Annotated in this window: 25 protein-coding genes; 10 read left to right on the forward strand and 15 right to left on the reverse strand. The window is 47.6% G+C overall.

Going from position 1 to position 21,015, the window contains the following annotated elements:
* Positions 1-12 precede the first annotated feature (12 nt).
* The 7 genes from fliL to fliR all read left to right on the forward strand — a co-directional run bounded on the left by fliL (position 13) and on the right by fliR (position 4,190).
* The gene (gene fliL, locus ACKQAD_RS14425) at positions 13-492 is read left to right on the forward strand and encodes a flagellar basal body-associated protein FliL (protein ID WP_409160791.1); all 480 of its coding nucleotides are present in this window, start codon (positions 13-15) and stop codon (positions 490-492) included.
* Between the two features lie 5 nt (positions 493-497).
* Positions 498-1,511, forward strand: coding sequence for a flagellar motor switch protein FliM (gene fliM / locus ACKQAD_RS14430; protein ID WP_409160792.1), 1,014 nt, complete (start codon positions 498-500; stop codon positions 1,509-1,511).
* Complete coding sequence (gene fliN, locus ACKQAD_RS14435) at positions 1,504-1,917, forward strand: flagellar motor switch protein FliN (RefSeq protein ID WP_010279616.1); 414 nt, start codon at positions 1,504-1,506, stop codon at positions 1,915-1,917. Before fliM ends, fliN begins: the two co-directional genes overlap by 8 nt.
* On the forward strand, positions 1,917-2,339 hold the full coding sequence (gene fliO, locus ACKQAD_RS14440) for a flagellar biosynthetic protein FliO (protein WP_409160793.1): 423 nt from the start codon (positions 1,917-1,919) through the stop codon (positions 2,337-2,339). The genes fliN and fliO overlap by 1 nt, the downstream gene beginning before the upstream one ends.
* 77 nt (positions 2,340-2,416) lie before the next feature.
* Entirely contained in the window at positions 2,417-3,112 is a 696-nt protein-coding gene (gene fliP / locus ACKQAD_RS14445) for a flagellar type III secretion system pore protein FliP (RefSeq protein WP_409160826.1), read from the forward strand.
* A gap of 20 nt (positions 3,113-3,132) precedes the next feature.
* A complete protein-coding gene (fliQ, locus tag ACKQAD_RS14450) occupies positions 3,133-3,402 on the forward strand; it encodes a flagellar biosynthesis protein FliQ (protein WP_409160794.1) in 270 nt (89 codons plus the stop codon).
* Between the two features lie 2 nt (positions 3,403-3,404).
* A complete protein-coding gene (fliR, locus tag ACKQAD_RS14455) occupies positions 3,405-4,190 on the forward strand; it encodes a flagellar biosynthetic protein FliR (RefSeq protein ID WP_409160795.1) in 786 nt (261 codons plus the stop codon).
* Positions 4,191-4,509: 319 nt separating this feature from the next.
* Here the strand turns inward: fliR and flgL are convergent, their stop codons facing one another.
* The 11 genes from flgL to flgB form a co-directional block, all read right to left on the reverse strand.
* Positions 4,510-5,463, reverse strand: a complete 954-nt coding sequence (gene flgL / locus ACKQAD_RS14460) for a flagellar hook-associated protein FlgL (RefSeq protein WP_409160796.1) — start codon at positions 5,461-5,463, stop codon at positions 4,510-4,512.
* A gap of 31 nt (positions 5,464-5,494) precedes the next feature.
* Positions 5,495-7,189, reverse strand: a complete 1,695-nt coding sequence (flgK, locus tag ACKQAD_RS14465; protein ID WP_409160797.1) for a flagellar hook-associated protein FlgK — start codon at positions 7,187-7,189, stop codon at positions 5,495-5,497.
* A 126-nt stretch (positions 7,190-7,315) separates the two neighbouring features.
* On the reverse strand, positions 7,316-8,278 hold the full coding sequence (flgJ, locus tag ACKQAD_RS14470; protein ID WP_409160798.1) for a flagellar assembly peptidoglycan hydrolase FlgJ: 963 nt from the start codon (positions 8,276-8,278) through the stop codon (positions 7,316-7,318).
* Positions 8,278-9,387, reverse strand: coding sequence for a flagellar basal body P-ring protein FlgI (locus ACKQAD_RS14475; RefSeq protein ID WP_409160799.1), 1,110 nt, complete (start codon positions 9,385-9,387; stop codon positions 8,278-8,280). Before ACKQAD_RS14475 ends, flgJ begins: the two co-directional genes overlap by 1 nt.
* 16 nt (positions 9,388-9,403) lie before the next feature.
* Positions 9,404-10,117, reverse strand: coding sequence for a flagellar basal body L-ring protein FlgH (gene flgH, locus ACKQAD_RS14480; RefSeq protein ID WP_409160800.1), 714 nt, complete (start codon positions 10,115-10,117; stop codon positions 9,404-9,406).
* A gap of 191 nt (positions 10,118-10,308) precedes the next feature.
* Positions 10,309-11,091 (reverse strand): flagellar basal-body rod protein FlgG, encoded by a 783-nt coding sequence (gene flgG, locus ACKQAD_RS14485; RefSeq protein WP_409160801.1) that lies wholly within the window; start codon positions 11,089-11,091, stop codon positions 10,309-10,311.
* A 27-nt stretch (positions 11,092-11,118) separates the two neighbouring features.
* Complete coding sequence (locus tag ACKQAD_RS14490; RefSeq protein WP_409160802.1) at positions 11,119-11,874, reverse strand: flagellar basal body rod protein FlgF; 756 nt, start codon at positions 11,872-11,874, stop codon at positions 11,119-11,121.
* 21 nt (positions 11,875-11,895) lie between these two features.
* A complete protein-coding gene (gene flgE, locus ACKQAD_RS14495) occupies positions 11,896-13,089 on the reverse strand; it encodes a flagellar hook protein FlgE (RefSeq protein WP_409160803.1) in 1,194 nt (397 codons plus the stop codon).
* Between the two features lie 75 nt (positions 13,090-13,164).
* Positions 13,165-13,848 (reverse strand): flagellar hook assembly protein FlgD, encoded by a 684-nt coding sequence (flgD, locus tag ACKQAD_RS14500; protein ID WP_409160804.1) that lies wholly within the window; start codon positions 13,846-13,848, stop codon positions 13,165-13,167.
* Positions 13,849-13,863: 15 nt separating this feature from the next.
* The gene (gene flgC / locus ACKQAD_RS14505; RefSeq protein ID WP_015840801.1) at positions 13,864-14,268 is read right to left on the reverse strand and encodes a flagellar basal body rod protein FlgC; all 405 of its coding nucleotides are present in this window, start codon (positions 14,266-14,268) and stop codon (positions 13,864-13,866) included.
* Between the two features lie 28 nt (positions 14,269-14,296).
* Positions 14,297-14,713: a flagellar basal body rod protein FlgB gene (gene flgB / locus ACKQAD_RS14510; RefSeq protein WP_015840802.1), complete on the reverse strand. Its 417-nt coding sequence runs from the start codon at positions 14,711-14,713 to the stop codon at positions 14,297-14,299.
* A gap of 164 nt (positions 14,714-14,877) precedes the next feature.
* Between flgB and flgA the strand changes: the two genes are divergently transcribed.
* From flgA to ACKQAD_RS14525, 3 genes are all read left to right on the forward strand, one after another.
* On the forward strand, positions 14,878-15,546 hold the full coding sequence (gene flgA / locus ACKQAD_RS14515) for a flagellar basal body P-ring formation chaperone FlgA (protein WP_409160805.1): 669 nt from the start codon (positions 14,878-14,880) through the stop codon (positions 15,544-15,546).
* 141 nt (positions 15,547-15,687) lie between these two features.
* Positions 15,688-15,984, forward strand: coding sequence for a flagellar biosynthesis anti-sigma factor FlgM (gene flgM / locus ACKQAD_RS14520; RefSeq protein ID WP_409160806.1), 297 nt, complete (start codon positions 15,688-15,690; stop codon positions 15,982-15,984).
* Positions 15,985-15,989: 5 nt separating this feature from the next.
* The gene (locus tag ACKQAD_RS14525; protein ID WP_409160807.1) at positions 15,990-16,424 is read left to right on the forward strand and encodes a flagella synthesis protein FlgN; all 435 of its coding nucleotides are present in this window, start codon (positions 15,990-15,992) and stop codon (positions 16,422-16,424) included.
* Between the two features lie 56 nt (positions 16,425-16,480).
* On the opposite strand, the gene ACKQAD_RS14530 is transcribed toward ACKQAD_RS14525, so the two are convergent.
* The 4 genes from ACKQAD_RS14530 to cheZ form a co-directional block, all read right to left on the reverse strand.
* Positions 16,481-16,897 (reverse strand): flagellar protein FlhE, encoded by a 417-nt coding sequence (locus tag ACKQAD_RS14530; protein WP_409160808.1) that lies wholly within the window; start codon positions 16,895-16,897, stop codon positions 16,481-16,483.
* A complete protein-coding gene (gene flhA, locus ACKQAD_RS14535; RefSeq protein ID WP_409160809.1) occupies positions 16,894-18,978 on the reverse strand; it encodes a flagellar biosynthesis protein FlhA in 2,085 nt (694 codons plus the stop codon). Before flhA ends, ACKQAD_RS14530 begins: the two co-directional genes overlap by 4 nt.
* Complete coding sequence (gene flhB, locus ACKQAD_RS14540) at positions 18,971-20,122, reverse strand: flagellar biosynthesis protein FlhB (RefSeq protein ID WP_409160810.1); 1,152 nt, start codon at positions 20,120-20,122, stop codon at positions 18,971-18,973. The genes flhA and flhB overlap by 8 nt, the downstream gene beginning before the upstream one ends.
* A gap of 244 nt (positions 20,123-20,366) precedes the next feature.
* Positions 20,367-21,011, reverse strand: a complete 645-nt coding sequence (gene cheZ / locus ACKQAD_RS14545; RefSeq protein ID WP_409160811.1) for a protein phosphatase CheZ — start codon at positions 21,009-21,011, stop codon at positions 20,367-20,369.
* Positions 21,012-21,015: the final 4 nt, after the last annotated feature.

Below are 21,015 nucleotides of genomic sequence, written 5' to 3' on the forward strand. Positions count from 1 at the left end.
CTATCTTTGGCTATGTCTGATATGCAAGTTCGACCAGGACGTAAACGGTCTGTCTGGATGATACTACTGATTATCGTTGCTCTCGCTGCAACTGGCGCTGCGGGTGCTGCCTGGTGGCTATTAAATCAGAAAAACTCGGCAACGGCTGAGCAGGAAGCACCGCCACCGCCAGAGCCTGTTTTCATGCCACTGGATACCTTTACGGTTAATCTCGTCAATGCAGATAATGATCCTGACCGTGTTCTGTATGTTGGATTCACTCTGCGCTTACCAGATGAAGCAACCCGCACACGGTTTACGAGTTATCTGCCAGAGGTTCGCAGTAGACTGCTATTATTGCTTTCTCGTCAGGATGCGATTGCACTCGCTAACGAGCAAGGTAAACAGCAACTGATAGAGCAAATTAAGCAAGTGCTAAGCCCACCATTAGTTCCTGGTCAACCTAACCAGGTCGTTACTGATGTTCTGTTCACGGCCTTTATATTGCGGTAACCATTATGGGCGATAGCATTCTTTCACAAGCAGAAATTGATGCATTATTAAATGGCGACAGCGGCGATAGCGACGCTGTCGCGAATGCATCGTCAAAAACGGATGGTGGCGTCAAACCCTACGATCCGAATACGCAACGGCGTGTTATTCGCGAGCGTTTACAGGCATTAGAAATTATTAATGAACGCTTTGCGCGTCAATTCCGTATGGGGTTGTTTAACCTGTTACGCCGTAGCCCTGATATCACCGTAGGTGGAATCAAGATACAGCCTTACCATGAGTTTGCCAGGAACCTTCCCGTACCGACAAACCTGAATTTGATTCACTTAAAACCGCTACGTGGTACCGCGTTATTCGTCTTTTCACCAAGTCTGGTGTTTATCGCCGTAGATAACCTTTTCGGTGGTGATGGACGCTTCCCGACGAAAGTTGAAGGACGTGAATTTACCCATACTGAGCAGCGCGTGGTTAAGCGCATGTTACGACTGGCTCTGGAAGCCTATGGTGAAGCTTGGAATGCGATTTACAAACTTGACATCGAATACGTGCGTTCAGAAATGCAGGTTAAGTTTACCAATATCACCACATCGCCGAATGATATCGTCGTGACGACACCGTTTCATGTTGAAATCGGTTCACTAACGGGTGAATTTAATATCTGTATTCCTTTTTCTATGATAGAGCCGCTACGAGAACTGCTCGCGAACCCGCCATTAGAAAACTCGCGTCAGGAAGATCAGAGCTGGCGAGACACATTGGCCAAGCAGGTTCAGCATTCAGAATTGGAACTAGTTGCAAGCTTTGTTGATATTCCATTGAGACTGTCCAAGATTCTGAAGTTACAACCTGGCGATGTGTTACCAATCGACAAACCTGATAAAATCATTGCCCATGTTGACGGCGTGCCTGTGCTCACCAGCCAATATGGCACCTTGAACGGGCAATATGCTCTACGTGTTGAACAGTTGATTAACCCTATATTGAATTCTCTGGATAACGAGGAACAGCCCCATGAGTGACACCAAGAAACCGTCCGACGATAAGGAATCAGTGGACGATCTGTGGGCTGATGCATTTAACGAGCAGCAGGCTGCAGAAAAACCGGCCGCAACAACAGAAGGCATTTTTAAATCGCTAGACGGTCACGACCCGCTGGGTGCCTTACAGGATATCGATCTTATATTGGATATCCCTGTCAAACTTACCGTTGAGCTCGGTAGAACTAAAATGACGATAAAAGAGCTTCTGCGCCTGACCCAAGGCTCTGTTGTCGCACTGGATGGTTTAGCAGGAGAGCCGTTGGATATTCTGATCAATGGCTACCTGATCGCCCAGGGCGAAGTCGTCGTTGTATCTGACAAATACGGTGTTCGTATTACAGATATCATCACACCATCCGAACGTATGCGCCGCCTGAGTCGTTAATGGCAACAGCTTCGGTATCTCCCCCGACGCCAGTAACAAGTCAGCAGTCGACACTTGTTACTGAGCCACCACTTACTGGCAGCATGTTACTGACGCAGGTAGGTAGTGTGCTTGCTGGCATTTTATTATTTATTCTGCTGGTTGCCTGGCTAGCCCGTAAACTTGGCCTTACCCCCCAGGCCAAGCAAAACAAATTGCTAAAAGTGGTATCCAGTTGTCCAATTGGGCAACGCGAACGTGTGGTTATTGTTGAAGTTGATAATACCTGGCTGGTGTTAGGTGTTACTGCTCAGCAAATTTCGCCCCTGCATACCCTCCCAGCACAACCAATCAACGACAGTTCATCTGCTGGCGATGCTAAGCCGGTAGATTTTAACCAACTGTTAAAGAAAGTGTTAAAGCGTCCGGAAAAATCGGAATGAGTGCCTTGCCTAATTATCTTCGTATCACTGCGGTATTTCGCACGCTGCGCTATGGTTTAGCCATCGGTCTATTATTTATGGCACCATCGGTATGGGCACAGCTTCCTGGAATTGTTACTCAACCGCTACCCAACGGTGGGCAGAGCTGGACGTTGTCAGTTCAGACGCTGGTCTTACTCACGTCACTAACGTTTCTTCCTGCCGCTCTGTTAATGATGACCAGTTTCACCCGGATCATCATTGTGCTGAGTTTGTTACGTAACGCACTTGGTACACCCACTGCGCCACCGAATCAGGTATTGTTAGGATTGACGCTTTTTCTGACGTTCTTTGTCATGTCACCCGTATTAAACCGTGTTTATGAAGAAGCCTACCTTCCCTTCAGCCAGGATCAAATCAGCATGGAGGTCGCCATCGAGCGTGGCGCGGAACCGGTGCGTGAATTTATGTTGCGGCAAACCCGTGAAACCGATCTGGCGCTGTTTACCAGATTGGCACAAATTCCAGAGATTCAGGGGCCTGAGGCAGTACCAATGCGTGTACTTCTCCCTGCCTTTGTGACAAGCGAACTGAAAACCGCTTTCCAAATTGGTTTTACCGTATTTATTCCTTTCCTGATTATCGATCTCGTTGTGGCCAGCGTATTAATGGCACTCGGTATGATGATGGTTCCTCCGGCAACGATTTCTTTGCCGTTTAAACTCATGCTTTTCGTATTAGTAGACGGCTGGCAGCTGCTACTCGGTTCCTTAGCCCAAAGTTTTTACAGTTAGACGGATAGAGGAATGCGACGATGACACCAGAATCGGTGATGGCGCTTGGCTATGAAGCAATGAAAGTAGCACTGGCGCTGGCTGCTCCTCCCTTAATAGCGGCTCTGCTCAGCGGGCTGCTCATTAGCCTCTTGCAAGCGGCGACGCAGATAAACGAAATGACACTGTCGTTTATCCCTAAAATTCTAACCGTATTCGTCACCCTGGTGATCGCCGGCCCCTGGATGTTAAATCTCATGCTGGACTATATGCGTACGCTATTCGGCCAGTTACCGAATATTATTGGGTAAGTATGCTGACGTTTAACAGTTGGGACATGGTGAATTGGGTCAGCCAGTTTTTCTGGCCCTTTGTCAGAATTCTTGCCTTGATCAGCACCGCTCCAGTCTTTAACGAAAGAGCCATTGGCAATCGGGTGAAAATAGGCTTAGGTGTACTAATTACCCTACTCGTCGCACCTTATTTGCCGTTAAACACCACGCCTATTTTTTCTGTCGCGGGCATATGGCTGTTGATACAGCAAGTTCTCATCGGCATCACACTTGGCCTGTCAATGCAGTTGGCATTTGCTGCAATTCGTCATGCTGGAGAACTCATTGGTTTACAAATGGGACTCGCCTTCGCGACCTTCTTTGATCCCACTGGCGGCCCAAATATGCAGGTCATTGCTCGCTTCCTGAATATTCTCGCAATTTTATTGTTCTTAACCTTTGACGGACATCTCTGGATGATTTCGTTATTAGCAGATAGCTTTTATACTCTGCCCATCAGTGCCGATCCGGTTAACAGCAATGCCTTTCTCGCTCTGGCACGTGCCGGGGGGCTGATTTTTATTAATGGATTGATGCTAGCGCTGCCTATTATAACCCTTCTACTAACTATCAACCTGGCCTTAGGCATGCTTAACCGCGTCGCGCCGCAGCTCTCAATATTCGTCGTAGGGTTCCCGATCACCCTCACCGTAGGCATCATGACGTTAGGTTTATTAATTCCGCTAATTCCGCCTTTCGCAGAGCATTTATTTAGCGAAGTCTTCGACTTGCTCGCAGACATTCTTAACCAACTTCCCAGTTCTTAAATACCTGACAAACGTAAATTCGTCGTGATAGATAGTCATGACGGGTGTGCAGAAACATACTGATTTCAATTCAAGCCTGCCCTATCCTTCTATGACGGCAAATGCTGCCCCTCAGAGAAGCTCGGCATTAGAAAATACATCGAATATCAATGTGCTGAAGCGGTAGAATTCAATAAAAGAGAAGACTGAAGAAGGGGTGACGAAAAAATAAAAAATGGCATGTCATTCAATGTAATCAAGAGAATGACACGCCTAAAAAATACGCCCGGTTTAAGCGTATTCAAACTGTAAAGTAGAATAGATAAATGTCTTCTACCTACTATTTTGTCTGAAATAATGACATCCCCTGCATGCTCTGGAAAGCCGTATAGGAAGCTTGCAGAGAAGATTGCTGCATGATGTAGGATGAAATTGCGTCATACCAGTCAGTATCCTGCAATTGTGACAACGCTGTTTTATTCGCCACATCACGATCTTTACCAATCGCATCAAGGTTATCAATCTCATTGAGTTGAATACCCAGTTCGGCTCGAACCGCTGAGATATTATTAAATGAATTCTTTAAACCACGGTTTGCCGTTTCTAAGGCCGCAGCCACATCGGCTTTTGTTGCAGCATCAGCATCAGCGAGTGGAGTCTCAAGCGCATTAATTGCAATATCGAGCGTTTCAAATAGATCCGACTGAATACTACCATCTGGCTCTTTTTGGGCATCGCCAGTTACCCCATTGAACACAGCAGAACCAATATGGTTAACCGTCATATTTCGCGCTGCATCTACGCGTTGAGAAATCGCCTGATTTCCGCCCACATAAGTCACACCATTAGCCCCCTCAACATAAGGCGCTTTGTCCGTGTTATAACCGGCGAAAATATAATTGCCGTTACCGTCGGTGCTGTTAGCCATATTCAGTAATTCAGCTTTTATGCCTCGCAGGGAGGTGGCAACCGATTTACGATCGTCATCACTCAAAACACCACCGCCTTGAATGACCTCACTCATTGCGCTGCTAATCGTGCTCGTGCTTTTTTCTAAAATGGACTCTTCCAGAGACATACTTTGTTTGGCAAAAGTACGCGCTAGCGTGTACTGACCATTTTCCGACTGAGCCTGGTCAAGCATGATGACACTCGTTGCGGCGATCGGATCGTCAGAGGGGTTAACAACCCGCTTTCCAGTTGAAAGCTGCTCGCCGGTTTTCTGCCACGCGGTCTGACCATTCAGAATGCCTTGCATATTTTGCTGATATATCATGCTGGTGCTTAAACGCATGGTATTAATTCCTCTCAATCAAATGGTCAAACTAGCCGCGAGCAGCTAACAGAGCGTCAAATATGGATTGTGCTGTCTTAATGACCTGCGCATTCGCCATATAGTATTGCTGGTAACGCATCAGATCGCCGTATTCCTCATCCAGATTTACGCCAGATACGGACTGCTGTTCCGCTGTGAGCTGCTTCACAACATTCTGTTGCGATGTGTTGTTTATCTCCAGCGTACTTGTCTGATTACCAATTTCTCCGACCAAACTAGCGTATGCGCCGGAAAAACTTGCTTTACCACCTACAATTTTTTCATTTTGCAGAGCAAGCAATGCCTTGGCGTTAGTATTATCACCTACACCGCCAAATACAGGGTTACCGCTTGTATCTACAACAGGGTTTCCAGCATCGTCGAGCTTGACTGACGCCGCAGCGATCTTACTAGGATCGGAGATAGCTACTGACATATCAGTGATAACATCATTAACTGGTTTTAGCAGAAAACTGTCGTTCGTTGCCGGAGTACCAGAGATGGTCATTTTGATGCCATCAAAATTCAAGCTGTTATCGGAAGTGTTGACTGCCGCCGTAAACTTCGAATTGTCAGACAAACGGGTAACCTGCCAGCTAGCCCCATCATATTTAATGGAATAGTTAGTTGCCTGCACTTCTTTGGTATCGGTGTAAGAAGGCGTTAGGGCCGCGTTGCCACTATTTCCGCTGTCATTCAGAACAACTGCTTTACCAAACGAGAAGAAATCGCCCCCTTTCACGCCGTTATAGTCGTAACCTTCCTGATGTTGGGCGTTAAATGCATCAGCGAATGCCAGCGCCAACTGACCCAGTTGATTGCGCGCTTCATCTAGCGTCTCAGTACGGAAAGAAATCAATCCACCTAATGAACCACCCGTTAAGGTCTTTTCAGTCAACGCAACAACATCGTTTGTCTGGTCTTTATATCCAATTGTAAGACGAGTAGGATCACTACTGGAACTTATTGCAACCAGCTGATTGCTCGTACCCGCCTGGACCAAATTAGTACCGTTCTTCAATGCAACGTTGTAAATAGTTCCATCCTGAACGGTAACATCAACCCCAACCAGTTTATTGAGCTGATCGACCAGAAGATCGCGCTGGTCAAGGAGGTCATTAGGCATAGCGCCGTTGTTTGACCCCAGTAAACGCGTGATTTCGTTATTCAACGATGCAATCTGATCGGTATACGAATTGATTTGTCCAACCGTGCTTTGAATCTGTGTATTTAGGCCGTTGTCCATGTCACGTAAATATTTATCCGTAACCTTAAATTGGTTAATCAAACCTTCAGCTTTACCCAGCACCGTCTGACGAGTAGACGAGTCGCCAGAATTGCTGGTGAGATTCTGCAAATTTGAAAAAAAATCCTGCATCGTCGATGAGAGACTGGTTGTACTGTTGGCCAGCAGATTATCAATTTTGGCGATCTGCTCATAATAGGCAGAAACAGAACTGCTTGTGGTTTGAGCAGAACGTAACTGATTGGTAATAAATTCATTATATTGGCGGTTAACGCTAACAACGTTGACGCCATTACCAATGTACCCAGCCGATGTAGCGCTGCTAGAAGCTTGTTCAAGTATTGTATTCTGCCGACTATACCCAGTAACCGCCTGATTACTAATGTTGTTACTCACGGTATTCAGCGCGACCTGTGCACCTTTTAAGCCACTCATCGCGGTGTTAATTAAATTGGACATAGGGTGTTGTTCCTCTTACACAGGCTTTCTTCGCCCTGCGCGATTAACCAAATGCGGAAAGCAGCAAATACGCTACATAAGTTAATTACTTTATCGGACAGAGCGCGCAAATCTTGAATAAAAAAATCAAAATAGGCGGCTTAAATCGTGTGTGTATGCTTTGGCTACTTTATCACCAGAATTCTTCATTTGCTGGATCATACTAACCAGTTTCTGAGCATATTGCGGATCCGTCGCATAACCCGCTTTTTGTAGCGCATGAGCCGCTTGCTCAGCCGTTCCCGCGTTCATCACGGCTGAATAACGCGGGTTGTTGGTAAGCAACTTCACATAGTCGCCAATAGCTTCAATGTAAGAGTCGTACACGCGGAAGCTGGCTTTCACCTTCCTGGCCACACCGTGCTCATACTCTGTCGTAGTGATCTCCGTAGTCGGTCCATCCCAACTACTGCCTGCTTTGATACCAAACAGGTTGTGACTAGGGCGGCCATCTTCAGTAGGGATTTCACGCTGTCCCCAACCAGATTCAAGCGCCGCCTGAGCAATAATAAGATGGTGAGGTATACCGCTATGCTGGCTGGCAATCTGAGCAGGCAAGGAAATCTGAGACACAAAATTACTCGTGGATAGCGGTATGGCTGACCCGGTATTGGGCAATTTGGGTAGCGCTTTACGCACCATTTGCTCTACTGCGGCGATTGGCATGGTTTTAAGCACATCACCATCGAATGTTAATGGAACAGAAGGAACCGCTGTTTTAGCCGCCGTCACATCAGGAGATTGTCGGCTTAATTGCTCAACCATGACATCTGCGAGCCCGAGCCCTTTTCCCTTCGTTGAGATCTCCTGGGCAATTTGCTGATCATACATCGAGGTATACAGACGCGTCTGATCGCTGTTGAAAAGTCCATCTTGCGGAATCGCTGAACGCATACTTTTCATCATCAATTGGACAAACACGCCTTCCATTTGTTGCGCTACCGCCCTGATACCCTCTTTACTTTGAGGATTCCCTGAAACTTCACGCTTCAATGTATTCAGAGACTGGGCATCATAAGCCGCGTTATTCAGCGTCTGTATATCGCTCATCAAATAATTTCCAGTTTGGCACGCAAGCAGCCAGCGCTTTGCATCGCTTGCAAAATAGACATCAACTCCATCGGTGTTGCGCCCAGAGAATTCAGTGCACGCACGACGTTGTTCAGATTGGCACTAGAATTGACTCGCTGTAAAGAACCTCCCGCTTGCTGAACCGATATCTCTGTTTGCGGCGTTACCACCGTCTGACCGCCACCAAATGGAGTATTAGGCTGGCTAACGTTGGCCTGCTGGTTGATCGTCACTGAAAGATTACCCTGAGCGATAGCACAGCTATCCAGCGTGACATCACGGTTCATCACAACAGATCCGGTACGGGAGTTGATGACCACCTTGGCGTCCTGGATACCGACGTTAACGTCAATATTCTGGATATCGGCCAGAAAGCGAACCTGAGAACTATTACCATGCGGTGCCAGGACCTGAATAGTTCTGGAATCCAGTGCGCTCGCAGTACCACCGTATCCAGAGTGGTTTATCGCATCGCTCACCTTCTGCGCCATCGAAAAATCATCGTTCTTCAGTTGCAACATAATGGTATTTGACGTACCAAACGTGCTTGGCAACTCTCTCTCAATCACAGCACCGTTGCTGATTCTTCCACCGGCAAGCTGGTTAACCTGCACACTGCTTCCACCAGCAGAAGCGCCAGCGCCGCCAACCAAAACGTTACCCTGAGCAAGGGCATACACCTGATTATCTACCCCTTTCAATGGGGTCATTAACAGCGTTCCGCCGCGCAGACTCTTCGCGTTACCAAGTGAAGAGACAACAACATCAATGTTCTGACCCGCTCTGCCGAAAGGAGGTAGCTCCGCCGTTACCATCACCGCAGCCACGTTTTTCAGTTGCATATTGGTTCCGGCAGGGACAGTAATCCCTAACTGGGAAAGCATGTTAGTTAAACTTTGCGTCGTAAACGGCGTCTGCGTTGTCTGGTCACCAGAACCATCCAGACCAACAACTAAACCATAACCAATCAACGCGTTACCACGCACGCCCTGGATATTCACCAGATCGCGAATTCTCTCTGCTGATGCAGGGGCAATATTCAGTGCCAGTAACGTCAGCAGTACAGTGAAAAAGGATGCAATCCGCATAGCAGGCCTCTTAAACTTAGAACGGAGAAACATTGAGGAAGAACCGCTGTAACCAGCCCATGTTTTGCGCTTCGTTAATGTAGCCATTACCGACATATTCAATACGCGCGTCTGCAACCTGGGTTGATGGCACCGAGTTATTACCGCTAATGGTTCTCGGATTGACGACCCCAGAGAAACGAATAAACTCTGTTCCCTGATTAATGGCAATTTGTTTTTCGCCAACGACCTGCAGATTGCCGTTCGCCAGAACCTGGCCAACCGTAACCGTGATTGTACCGCTGAACGTGTTGTTCGCGTTCGCGCCACCTTGACCGCTAAATTCGTTTGTTCCGGTCGCATTCAATGCGGCCCGGTTATTGCCGAGCGGGCCTTCCAGATAACGGGGCGTTGCCGTCAGACCAAATGTGGAAGAACCATCTCGACTGGCATTGGCAGACGAACTTTTACTGGCGCTCACGTTTTCCTGCAGCACGATCGTTAATGTGTCACCAACATTACGTGGACGGCGGTCCTCAAACATGGGCTGGTAGCCATAGTTCATCGGCTGCACTGTCTGGAAAATAGAACCATTTGGTCCTGCTAATACTGGCGATGCAGGCTGGGCAGTCGTAGGCCCAGTGACAACTTTATCATGCGGAATATAGGCGCAACCGTTAAGTGCTACCATTGCGATCAAGGCCATCAGAAGGGGTCGGCGGAGTGGTTTGATAACCGACTTTGCATTCATTATCACTGCAGATATCGCCTTAAATTAATCTATTTCACATATTCACGGGGCAAATCAAAACCATACTTGCCCATTCATCTGGTGCATATGGCTATCATTACCCCGTTAAACACTGTCTACATTGCCAACTATATTGCTAACATTTGACTACTAAAGCCCCACTCTTGTACCGGACATGGGTGGGTTACGCATTACAACTGAGTCAATTTCTGCAGCATTTGGTCAGAAGAAGAAATAGCTTTACTGTTGATTTCGTAAGCACGCTGAGTCTGAATCATCGATACCAATTCTTCAGCCACATTGACGTTGGAGGTTTCGACATATTTTTGATAGAGCAGACCTGCGCCATTCAAACCTGGGTTCGTTTCATTCGGTGCACCCGAGCTCGCCGTTTCCAAATACAGGTTCTCACCAATGCTCTCAAGGCCACTGTCGTTAATAAAAGTGGTCAACGTCAACTGACCAATCTGGTTTGTTGCCGCCTGCCCCTGCAATTTAACACTAACGATACCGTCACGACCGATATTCAGTTCCGTCGCATTCGCCGGAACGGTAATCGCTGGCTGGACCAGATAACCACTGGACGTCACTAACTGGCCGTTACCGTCAAGCTGGAAGGCACCGTCACGCGTGTACGCCGTTGTGCCATCAGGCAACTGAACCTGAAAGAACCCCTGACCTTTAATAGCAACGTCTTTAGAGTTACCCGTTTCGGAAAACGTCCCTTGAGTATGAATACGTTCTGTTGATACCGGACGAACCCCAGTACCCAACTGCAAGCCAGACGGTAACATGGTTTGCTCTGAAGACTGAGCCCCAGGCTGACGAACGGTTTGATACATCAAATCTTCAAATACTGCACGTTGACGTTTGAAACCATTGGTACTGACGTTTGCCAAGTTATTGGAAATAACGTCCATATTGGTTTGCTGGGCATTCAAGCCGGTTTTTGCAATCCACAAAGAACGGATCATTTATTCACTCCTGTGCGCACTCGGCGCTTAACCCATTGCTAATATCTGATTAGCGCGTTGTGCATTATCGTCGACGCTGCTAATGACTTTCATCTGCATTTCAAAGCGACGAGCATTGGCAATCATGTCAACCATCGTATCGACCGTGTTCACATTACTGCCCTCGATCACACCAGGCATAATGCGCACAGTGGGATCGTTTTGCAGAATATTTCCACGTTGTTGCTGAGTCTGTTGCGTCAAACGAAATAATCCATCATCAGAACGTTCAACTTCTTGTCCGGTAGCTTTAACAAGCTTCAAACGTCCCAACTGGGCAATCGTATTGGGCGGATCTCCCGCATTAAGAGCAGAAATCGTACCATCTGGAGAAATGCTGATCTGAGCCTGCGGCGGTACATCAATCGGCCCACCGTCACCCATCACAATACGTCCCTGAATAGTCAACTGCCCATCCGCGTTGATCTCCATATTACCATTACGGGTATACGCTTCACCGCCATCAGCCGTTTGCACGGCCAACCAACTCTCTTTCGGTAAAGCGACATCCATTGCACGACCGGTATAATTCATCACGCCTTCAGTCATATCAGCACCAGGCGTTGAAGCAACAACCAACGTACGGGTAGGCAGTGTCAGCCCATTTACCGGTACAGCACGTAGTGCAGAGAGCTGAGCCCGGAAACCCGGCGTTGAAGCATTCGCCAAGTTGTTCGCCGTAATCGCCTGCTTTTCCAATGACTGACTCGCGCCACCCATTGCCGTATAAATCGCGTGATCCATGCAATGTCCCCGTTAGGATAATTAACGCAGGCTAACCAGCGTTTGCAGAATGGAATCCTGCGTTTTGATAGTTTGCGCATTCGACTGATAGTTACGCTGCGCTACAATCATGTTCACCAGTTCTTTACTCAGATCAACGTTCGAACTTTCGGTCGATTTACCAATCAACTTACCCAGACTGCCCGTACCCGCCAGACCGATAACCGCCTGACCGGACGTTCCCGTTTCAGACCACACGTTATCACCTTCAGGAGAAAGGCCTTCAGGGTTGGCAAAGCCAGCCAGCAAAATTTGTCCCAGAGGCTGTTTCTGACCATTGCTGTAGCTACCTTCGATAGTACCATCGTCATTAATGGCGAAACCGGTCAAAGACCCTGGCGCGAAACCGTTCTGGGTTGGACTTTTATAGCTATAATCGGCGTTTTGCTGCACGCTGCCACCAAAATTAAGTGTGAACGTATTCGTCGCCGCGCCATTGGTACCAACCAGGTTGACGGTGAAAGGAGTATGCCCCGTCAACGCGCCATTCTCGGCAAAATTAAGCGTACCCGCATTTTGGTACGTTACAGGTGTTACCGAGTCATCCTTGGCATAGGTTTGCCAGGTATTGTCCGTAGTTTTAACGAAGTACAACGTGAAGTTATGCACGTTGCCTTGGCTATCGTATGTCGTTAATGCTGTTTTACTGTTATACGTGCCTTCAGTACCCGTACCATCCCAAGTCGTGACCGCATCAGATGACTTCAGGTTGGCAGTAAGAGAAGCTGTCGTGGTCGCGCTCGCTAGCATATCGCCATCTGGAATCGTCAATGGTACAGGGTCTGCACCGTTCTGAACGGTTGGCGGCGTACCCGCAACCGGATAGCCTGTCAATTGCATACCCTGAGCGTTAACAATGCTGCGACCATTCAACATAAACTGGCCGTTACGGCTGTAATAGATAGAGCCGTTAGTGTCCTGCATTCTATAGAAGCCACTACCACTGATCGCGACATCCAGATCGCGCGATGAAGACGTCACGGTACCACTACCGAAGTCCTGTAATACTGATGAAACCTTTACACCCATACCGACTTTAGAACCCGCAAACATATCGGCGAAGGTAACCGTACCGGATTTGAACCCTACTGTTGCTGAGTTAGCGATGTTATTACCGATTACATCCAGGTTATTGGATGCCGCGTTTAAGCCACTGACCGCCTGAGAAAAACCCATGTCGTTCTCCAGATGAATTGATTAAGTCATATTCCAGGCGACAAAACCGACTGGAATAGTATGAAATTTATTCTGTTACAGAATCTGCCTGACGTCGTCCATAGTGGCTCGACCGCGCAGACCCAAATCCAGTAGTGCCTCGCTATCATCGCGGACAACACTATTTACAACCGCATAGCTCAGTGGCTGAACAACTTGCTGCGCGCCGCCCGTGCTGGCAGCAACAGTGAAGGTATAAGCGCCATCAGGCGCAACGGTACCATCAGAAAGTTTACTATCCCAGTTGAATGAGTGAACGCCAGCAGAAAGCGTCCCCAATTCGATAGTACGGACGGCTTTACCAGTCGCATCATTAATAGTGACGGTAACGGACTCCGCAGCACTCTCTAACTCCACGCCAAAAGGTGTACTGGTTTCAGTGCCAACAAGAATGTCATTTCCTGGGATCATGACACTATGACCAATCAGCGTTGTTGCCTGCATAGACTGGTTACTATTGATCTGACCAGAAATAGAACCCAATGTGGTGTTCAATTTTTCAATACCGCTAACGGTGTTGAGCTGAGCAAGTTGGCTAACAAGCTGATCGTTACTCATCGGGTTCGTCGGGTCTTGGTTTTTCAACTGCGCAACCAGAAGGGTCAAAAACTGATTCTCAAGATCGGCACTACTGTTTTTCTCTACCTCGGTTGTCGTGGAAGCAGTTGAGGTACTCTGTATTCCCGTTGCCGAGGAGGTATCATTGATTGTTACAGACATTGTTTCGTCTCCCAATTATTGCCCGATCGTTAACGTCTTCAGCATCATCGATTTTGTCGTATTCAAAACTTCGACGTTTGCCTGATAACTGCGAGATGCAGAAATGGTGTTTACCATCTCAGCTACGGGGTCAACATTCGGCATGCGAACGTACCCCTGCCCATCCGCCAGCGGGTTACCCGGTTCGTAAACCAGACGTGCGGGCGATGGATCTTCGATAACATTAGCCACGCGCACACCGCCAGTTGACTGCCCCGGAGCCGCATTCACTTCGAATACGACCTGCTTGGCGCGATAGGGTTCGCCATCAGGTCCCGTTACACTGTCTGCGTTAGCCAGATTACTGGCACTCACATTCAGACGCTGAGATTGCGCAGAAAGCGCTGAACCTGAAATTTCGAATATATTTAATAACGACATGAATTTTTACCTTCTCATCGCGCGACTATCATGAACCAGACTGCAAGACTGACATCATGCCTTTAATCTGACCGCCTAGAACAGTCAGACTGGTTTGATATTTCAGGCTGTTATCGGCAAAATTAGTGCGCTCCCGGTCCATATCGACCGTATTGCCATCCAATGCAGGCTGATCGGGTACGCGATAGAGCAAATCAAGTTCCGGCGGCTGAAAGTTCTGTGCCGGTATATGCCGTACAGATGTCGTTTTCAGCGCAATACCCGTACCGTTCACCCGCCCTTGCTCCATGGTTTTACTGAGCTGGCTGGCAAAATCGATATCCCTTGCCTGATAGCCTGGCGTATCCGCATTAGCAATATTCGCGGCCAGAATTTCCTGCCGCTGGGCACGCAAGTTCAACGCTTCTTGCTGAAACCGCAACGAGGCGTCTAATTTATCAAGCATGCTCCCTCCGCAAGTTAGAATTTGGAGTGAGTAGGATAATTCTCATGATGACTATGTCATCGAACGAATAGACACCAAATGCAGCGCTATTTATTGCCTTAACCTTACGCTGACATCGTTACACTTATGCCCGACACAATCGGAATCAGGAGAGCTGAACTGGAATGAAAACAATCTATTATTATCTCAGTCTGGCGATCTCCTGCTTTTTCATTCTATGTGCTTCTGTCAATGCAAACGACCTTCCGACACAGATCAATCAATTCTTTGCCTCACGCTTTCAAGGAAGCACGAATACCGTTAACGTTGTGATAAAATCACCAGAATCACAATGGCCGGAATGTGAAGCCCCCCAGATCACGTTGCCAGGGAATACGAAAATGTGGGGTAATGTAAGCCTGTCTGTTCGCTGTGGGCAACAGCGTCGCTTTATTCAAACTGAAGTTCAGGTTACAGGGAACTATGTCACCAGCTCACGGCCGGTGAACCGAGGAACAACCCTGACGGAAAAAGACATTCGTTTGACAAAAGGCAGGCTCGATTTATTACCGTTGCGCCCTATACTGACGTTACAAGGTGCTCAAGGCGCGGTACTTTTGCGCGATCTCACACCCGGTCAGGTTATTACCGCTTCCATGATCAGACGAGCCTGGGTTGTTAAGGCGGGTCAATCAGTGCAAATTATTGCCCAAGGAGAAGGCTTCACAATTAATGGCGAAGGAAAAGCGATGAATAATGCAGCTGCCGGACAGGCCGTCAGAGTCAGAACGGGAAATGGGCAAATAGTCAGCGGAATCACGAACGGAGATGGGATTATTCTGATCTCACAGTAATTAATTAAAGATTTGCTGATGTTTGCCGATGATCATTACATAGCCATTACTGACAACGTTTTAAAATTGAATAGCCAATGTGATAAGCAAGCCATAACACATTGATGATTAACTATTTATCCTCAAGAAGAGGGATGTATTATGAGTATTGATCGCACACAGTCATTAAAGCCGGTCAGTCAAGTTCAGCAACGCGAATCTGGCGATGTCGCTAAAACCAAGCGCAAACAGACTGATGCTCTGTCAGAAGTCAGTGCAACCCAGGTAAAACTGAGTGACGCGCAGGCGAAATTGATGCAACCAGGTACGCAAGACATAGACATGAACCGTGTTGAAACTTTGAAGCAGGCAATTCGTGATGGCTCACTTAAAATCGATGCCGGAAAAATCGCAGATGCATTGCTTAAAGAAACGCAGGATTTTTTAGCAGGTAATTAATACTTATGGAAAATTTGCAATCGATCCTTGAACAACTGCTGGATAACTTGCACGAGCTTGATGGAGTTATGTCTGAAGAGCAAACCTTACTTTGCGCCGGACATATTAATAGCATCGCACTGCAACAGGTGACTGAGAAGAAGACGTCTTTGCTGGCGACGATGAAGCATTTAGAAAATCGGCGTCATGAAACGGAATCTATGCTTAGGTTGCAAGCACCTTATGATAGTATTGAAAAGCTGTTTGCTTACTGGCAGCAGGTTCAAGAGTTAACCAAACGTTTGAATGACCAAAATAGGCACAATGGCCTTCTGTTGAGTCGGCATATTGCTTATACAAACGAAGCTATCAACATACTGAAACCTCGCCATGGTGGACTATATGGTCCTGATGGTCAGTCGAAAGGTGTAACAGTGGGTGGCAGAAGAATTACGTTTTGAAAGTCTCTTTCTTTTCAGTAGAGACTTTCATCATTTAACATACTGAATTATATAAATTATTTATAGTTTACAGCAATATCAATCGCGCGAACGTTGAACGTATGATTGAGCCGCCCCTTCCCTTCAATGTAATAGACAAAACGAAACTCATTGTTAGCTGATAACCCCTCAAATGCTTGAGTTTGTCCGTTACCACTTCCATTTAAATCAACACAGCGTTGCGGAGACTGCGAACAGAGTTTAACCACCAGCCCCGTCGGTATTGCTGAGTCAATCAGATGCCGCCAATATATTGTCGTAATAGTTTCCTCCGGCTTGACGGCTATGTTAGGAGAAAAAGCCGCTGTCGTAACCATTTCACCACGGTAATCCAGTTTTATTCCTGGCAGATTTCCATTCCAGCTACCTGGTGTCGCGATGGAATAAAGTGGAAGTGCCAGTGCCGTTACTGTGAGAAAATGTATCACCTTCATCGCTGGGCTTCCCCTATGATTGATGTCATTCGGATTTGGCGATGATCGCTGATTTCGAGATTAGAAAGTACGGCCATATTTGGCAAGCTACGATGCAAAAACCGGGCGAGCAAAGCGCGTAGAGCATGGTTCACAAGCAGAACCGGCGGAGCACCCAACATTTCCTGCCGCTGTAACGCTTGTTTCGCCTGTTCCAGCAGACGATCAGCAAGTCCAGGTTCGAGACCACCGCCTCCCTGAAGCGCCTGCAATAAAAGACGCTCCAACGATCCTTCCAAGCCAATAACCTGAAGCTCACTGTCTCCCGGGAACCACTGCTGAGTGATAGCACGTCCCAGAGCAACCCTGACGACCGTGGTGAGTTCATGAGGATCTGGCTGCACTGGTGCATGTTCAGCCAATGTTTCCATGATGGTACGCATATCCCTGATAGAAACCCTCTCGCTAAGGAGATTTTGCAAGACTTTATGCAACGTCGTCAGTGTCACTACGCCGGGAATAAAGTCTTCTGTCAGTTTTGGCATTTCCTGCGCAACGCGATCCATCAACTGCTGAGCTTCCTGTCTTCCAAACAATTCGCTGGCATGCAGCGCAATTAAATGGTTCAGGTGTGTTGCCACCACGGTGCTCGCTTCTACCACAGTGAATCCCTGAGCCTGAGCCTGATCTTTCAAAGCATTATCAATCCAGACTGCTGGCAAACCGAATGCAGGGTCCTGCGTGATATCTCCAGATAATGAGCCAACCGCATTGCCTGGATTTATCGCCATCCAGCGCCCAGGATGGGCTTCTCCGCTCCCCACCTCCACCCCTTTCATCAATATGCGGTAGCTGGCAGGCTGAAGTTCCAAATTATCGCGGATATGAACCACTGGCGGTAAATACCCCATCTCCTGAGCAAATTTTTTCCTGATACTACGAATCCTGCCCAACAGTTCTCCATCTTGTTGTGCATCAACCATTGGGATCAAGCGATAACCTACTTCCATAGCCAGAGGATCTTCAAGCTGTACATCAGCCCAACTGGCTTCAATCACTTGATGCTTTTCCATTGAAGAGGCTATGGGCTGCATCACAGGTTCTTTTTGCTGCTCACCACGCATCCACCAGGCAAGCCCTAACAAGGATGCAGTGAATAACAGAAAGACAAAATTAGGCATTCCAGGAACCAACCCAATAAGCCCGATAACCGCCGCACTCAACACCATAACCCGTGGATTGTTGAACAGTTGGGTGACCATTTGCTGGCCAACATCCTGATCGGTACTTACACGAGTAACAATAACACCCGCAGCGGTAGAAATAATTAGAGCAGGAATCTGGGCAACCAGGCCATCACCGATGGTAAGCAGCGTATAGCTTTCCGCTGCCTGCCCTACCGGCATACCATGCTGTACGACACCAACGATCAACCCGCCAACAATGTTGATGACCATGATAAGTAGTCCGGCGATAGCATCACCGCGCACGAACTTACTGGCACCATCCATTGAACCGTAAAAGTCTGATTCCTGCGTCACCTCAGCACGGCGCTTTTTCGCCTCTTCTTCACCAATTATCCCGGCATTAAGATCGGCATCGATCGCCATCTGTTTACCTGGCATACCATCCAAGACAAAGCGGGCGCCAACCTCAGCGATACGTCCGGCACCTTTGGTGATAACCATGAAGTTGATTAAGACAAGAATGATGAAGACCACAATACCTATGGCAAAATTCCCGCCAACCAGAAAGTGACCAAATGCTTCAACGACCTTACCAGCAGCGGCAGTGCCTGTATGCCCTTCAAGTAAAATAATACGGGTAGATGCGACGTTGAGTGACAAACGTAGTAACGTAGAAAACAGCAGGATCGTAGGAAATGCAGCAAACTCCAGCGTCCGCTGAGTAAACATCGCAACCAGCAATACCATGATAGATAGAGCGATGTTAAAGGTAAATAACAGATCCAGAATGAATGGCGGCAGCGGCAATACCATCATGGAAAGTATCAGCAGGATCAGTACAGGTCCGGCTAATATTTGCCATTGGGTACCTTTCATATTATTCGGTAAACGAAGCAGAGAGGCCAAATTAGCCATCAGTAGTATTCTCTTTAGCAAAATCCAGTGCATCCGGCACGGGTAGATGTTTCGGTTTTCTAGGAATTAATCCACCTTCCCGCTTCCAGCGTTTCAGTTGATAAACCCAGGCTAAGACTTCTGCAACGGCAGCATACAGCGCGGCCGGAATGTGCTCTCCGACCTCGGAATGACGAAATAGCGCTCGCGCCAAAGGTGGTGCTTCTAAAATAGGAACACGATGTTCGGTGCCCAATTCACGAATACGCGACGCGATCTCACCCGCCCCTTTAGCCAACACTTTCGGCGCATTCATTTTTTTCTCATCATAACGTAATGCTACCGCATAATGCGTCGGGTTAGTGACAATCACATCAGCTTTAGGCACATCAGCCATCATTCTACGCTGAGCAATTGCTCTCTGCTGCTGACGAATACGGCCTTTAACGTGAGGGTCACCCTCGTTCTCTTTATGTTCATCACGAATTTCCTGCTTGCTCATCCGTAACTTTTTAATGTGGCTCCAAACTTGCCAAAATACATCAAAAGCAACCATAGGAATGAGACCCATGATAATGAGAAAGCCACACATTACGGCCAATTCAAGAGCATCGCCTAACGCTGCAATCGGCGCTTCGGATACCAGATGCAATATTTTTGGCCAGTTATGAATTAAGAACAAGGTACTAATGATCCCGACCATGACTGATTTCAATACTGCCTTGAAAAGCTCAGCCAGTGATTGGGAGGAAAACAACCGCTTCAATCCAGAAATAGGATCTAATTTTTTGAAGTCAACTTTTAATGACTTGGTGCTGAATAATATCCCACCAAGCAACAAAGGTGCAGACAACGCAACCAACACAGCCCCTAACATAATCGGTATTAACGCCGATGCTGCCTGACGCAGCAATGCACCAACATGCCTTAACATTTGGGTATCATCGCCAATCGTTGCGTAATCGAAATTTAACGACTGTGAGACTATTCTGGCTAATCGGCCAGCCATCACATCGCCACCTATCCACAAAATAGCCAACCCTGCGACCAGCATCAGGACTGAAGTCAACTCTCGCGATCGTGGGATCTGGCCTTCTTCACGCGCCTTTTCTTCCTTTTGGGGAGTGGGGGCTTCTGTTTTTTCCAGATCGCTATCATCTGCCACTGTGGCGTTCCTGTTACGACTTTCGGGATAGGAATTTGCTGCTTAGCATGACAAATACGGAAAATTTTTATGGCTGGAACAACGAGAAAAACCCATGCTTCTTTAACGAATAGTAAGGGTAAAAAGGCGGGAAAAAGCGGATTTAGCTATTTATGGCCATAGATACTGGCCATAAATAACCGGACGATGGTGTTCATCATTTTTTCAAAAAAGGGAATCCCCCCCCTTTTTGAAGCAAGATGCATTAGAACCCGAGGCTATCCAGAAGGTCATCAACCTGATCCTGATTGGCAACGATACCTGCTGCCCCCTTATCCAACTGGGGCCCATTCAGTAGACCATCATTTGCACGCTTAGGCGCGTCTGGTTTTTCTGGGATATTTTCCAGCAATACCATCAGCAGCTGTTTTTCAATCTCCTGGACAACATCCATCATTCGCTTGATGACCTGACCGGTGAGGTCCTGGAAATCCTGCGCCATCATAATTTCCAACAGTTGAGCGTTGGTAAATGAGGTATGCTGTGGTACATCTTCAAGATAGCTGCGTGTATCCGTCACTAATTCACGCGCATCAGCCAGCTCAATTGGATTTTCAAACCATTCATCCCAACGAGCTTTCAGAGATTTGGCATCAGCTTCTAATTGGTTTTGACGTGGTTGTGCAGCCTCTACGCAGTTGAGCGCGCGCTCTGCCGCTTGCGCAGTCATCTGGACGACATAGTCAAGACGATCGCGGGCATCAGGAATAGCCTCTGCTGCTTCTGCTATCGCATTATCCAGACCCAGCTCTTTCAAACTGTCGCGCAGCATACGAGTCAATTGACCAATACGGGAAATGATCTCGGTTGCTGAGGCTGTGTCGTTTACAGACGGCATATGTGGCGTCATAAGC

Origin of the sequence: Pectobacterium artocarpous (assembly GCF_046159765.1) — a bacterium.
Classification (GTDB): domain Bacteria; phylum Pseudomonadota; class Gammaproteobacteria; order Enterobacterales; family Enterobacteriaceae; genus Pectobacterium.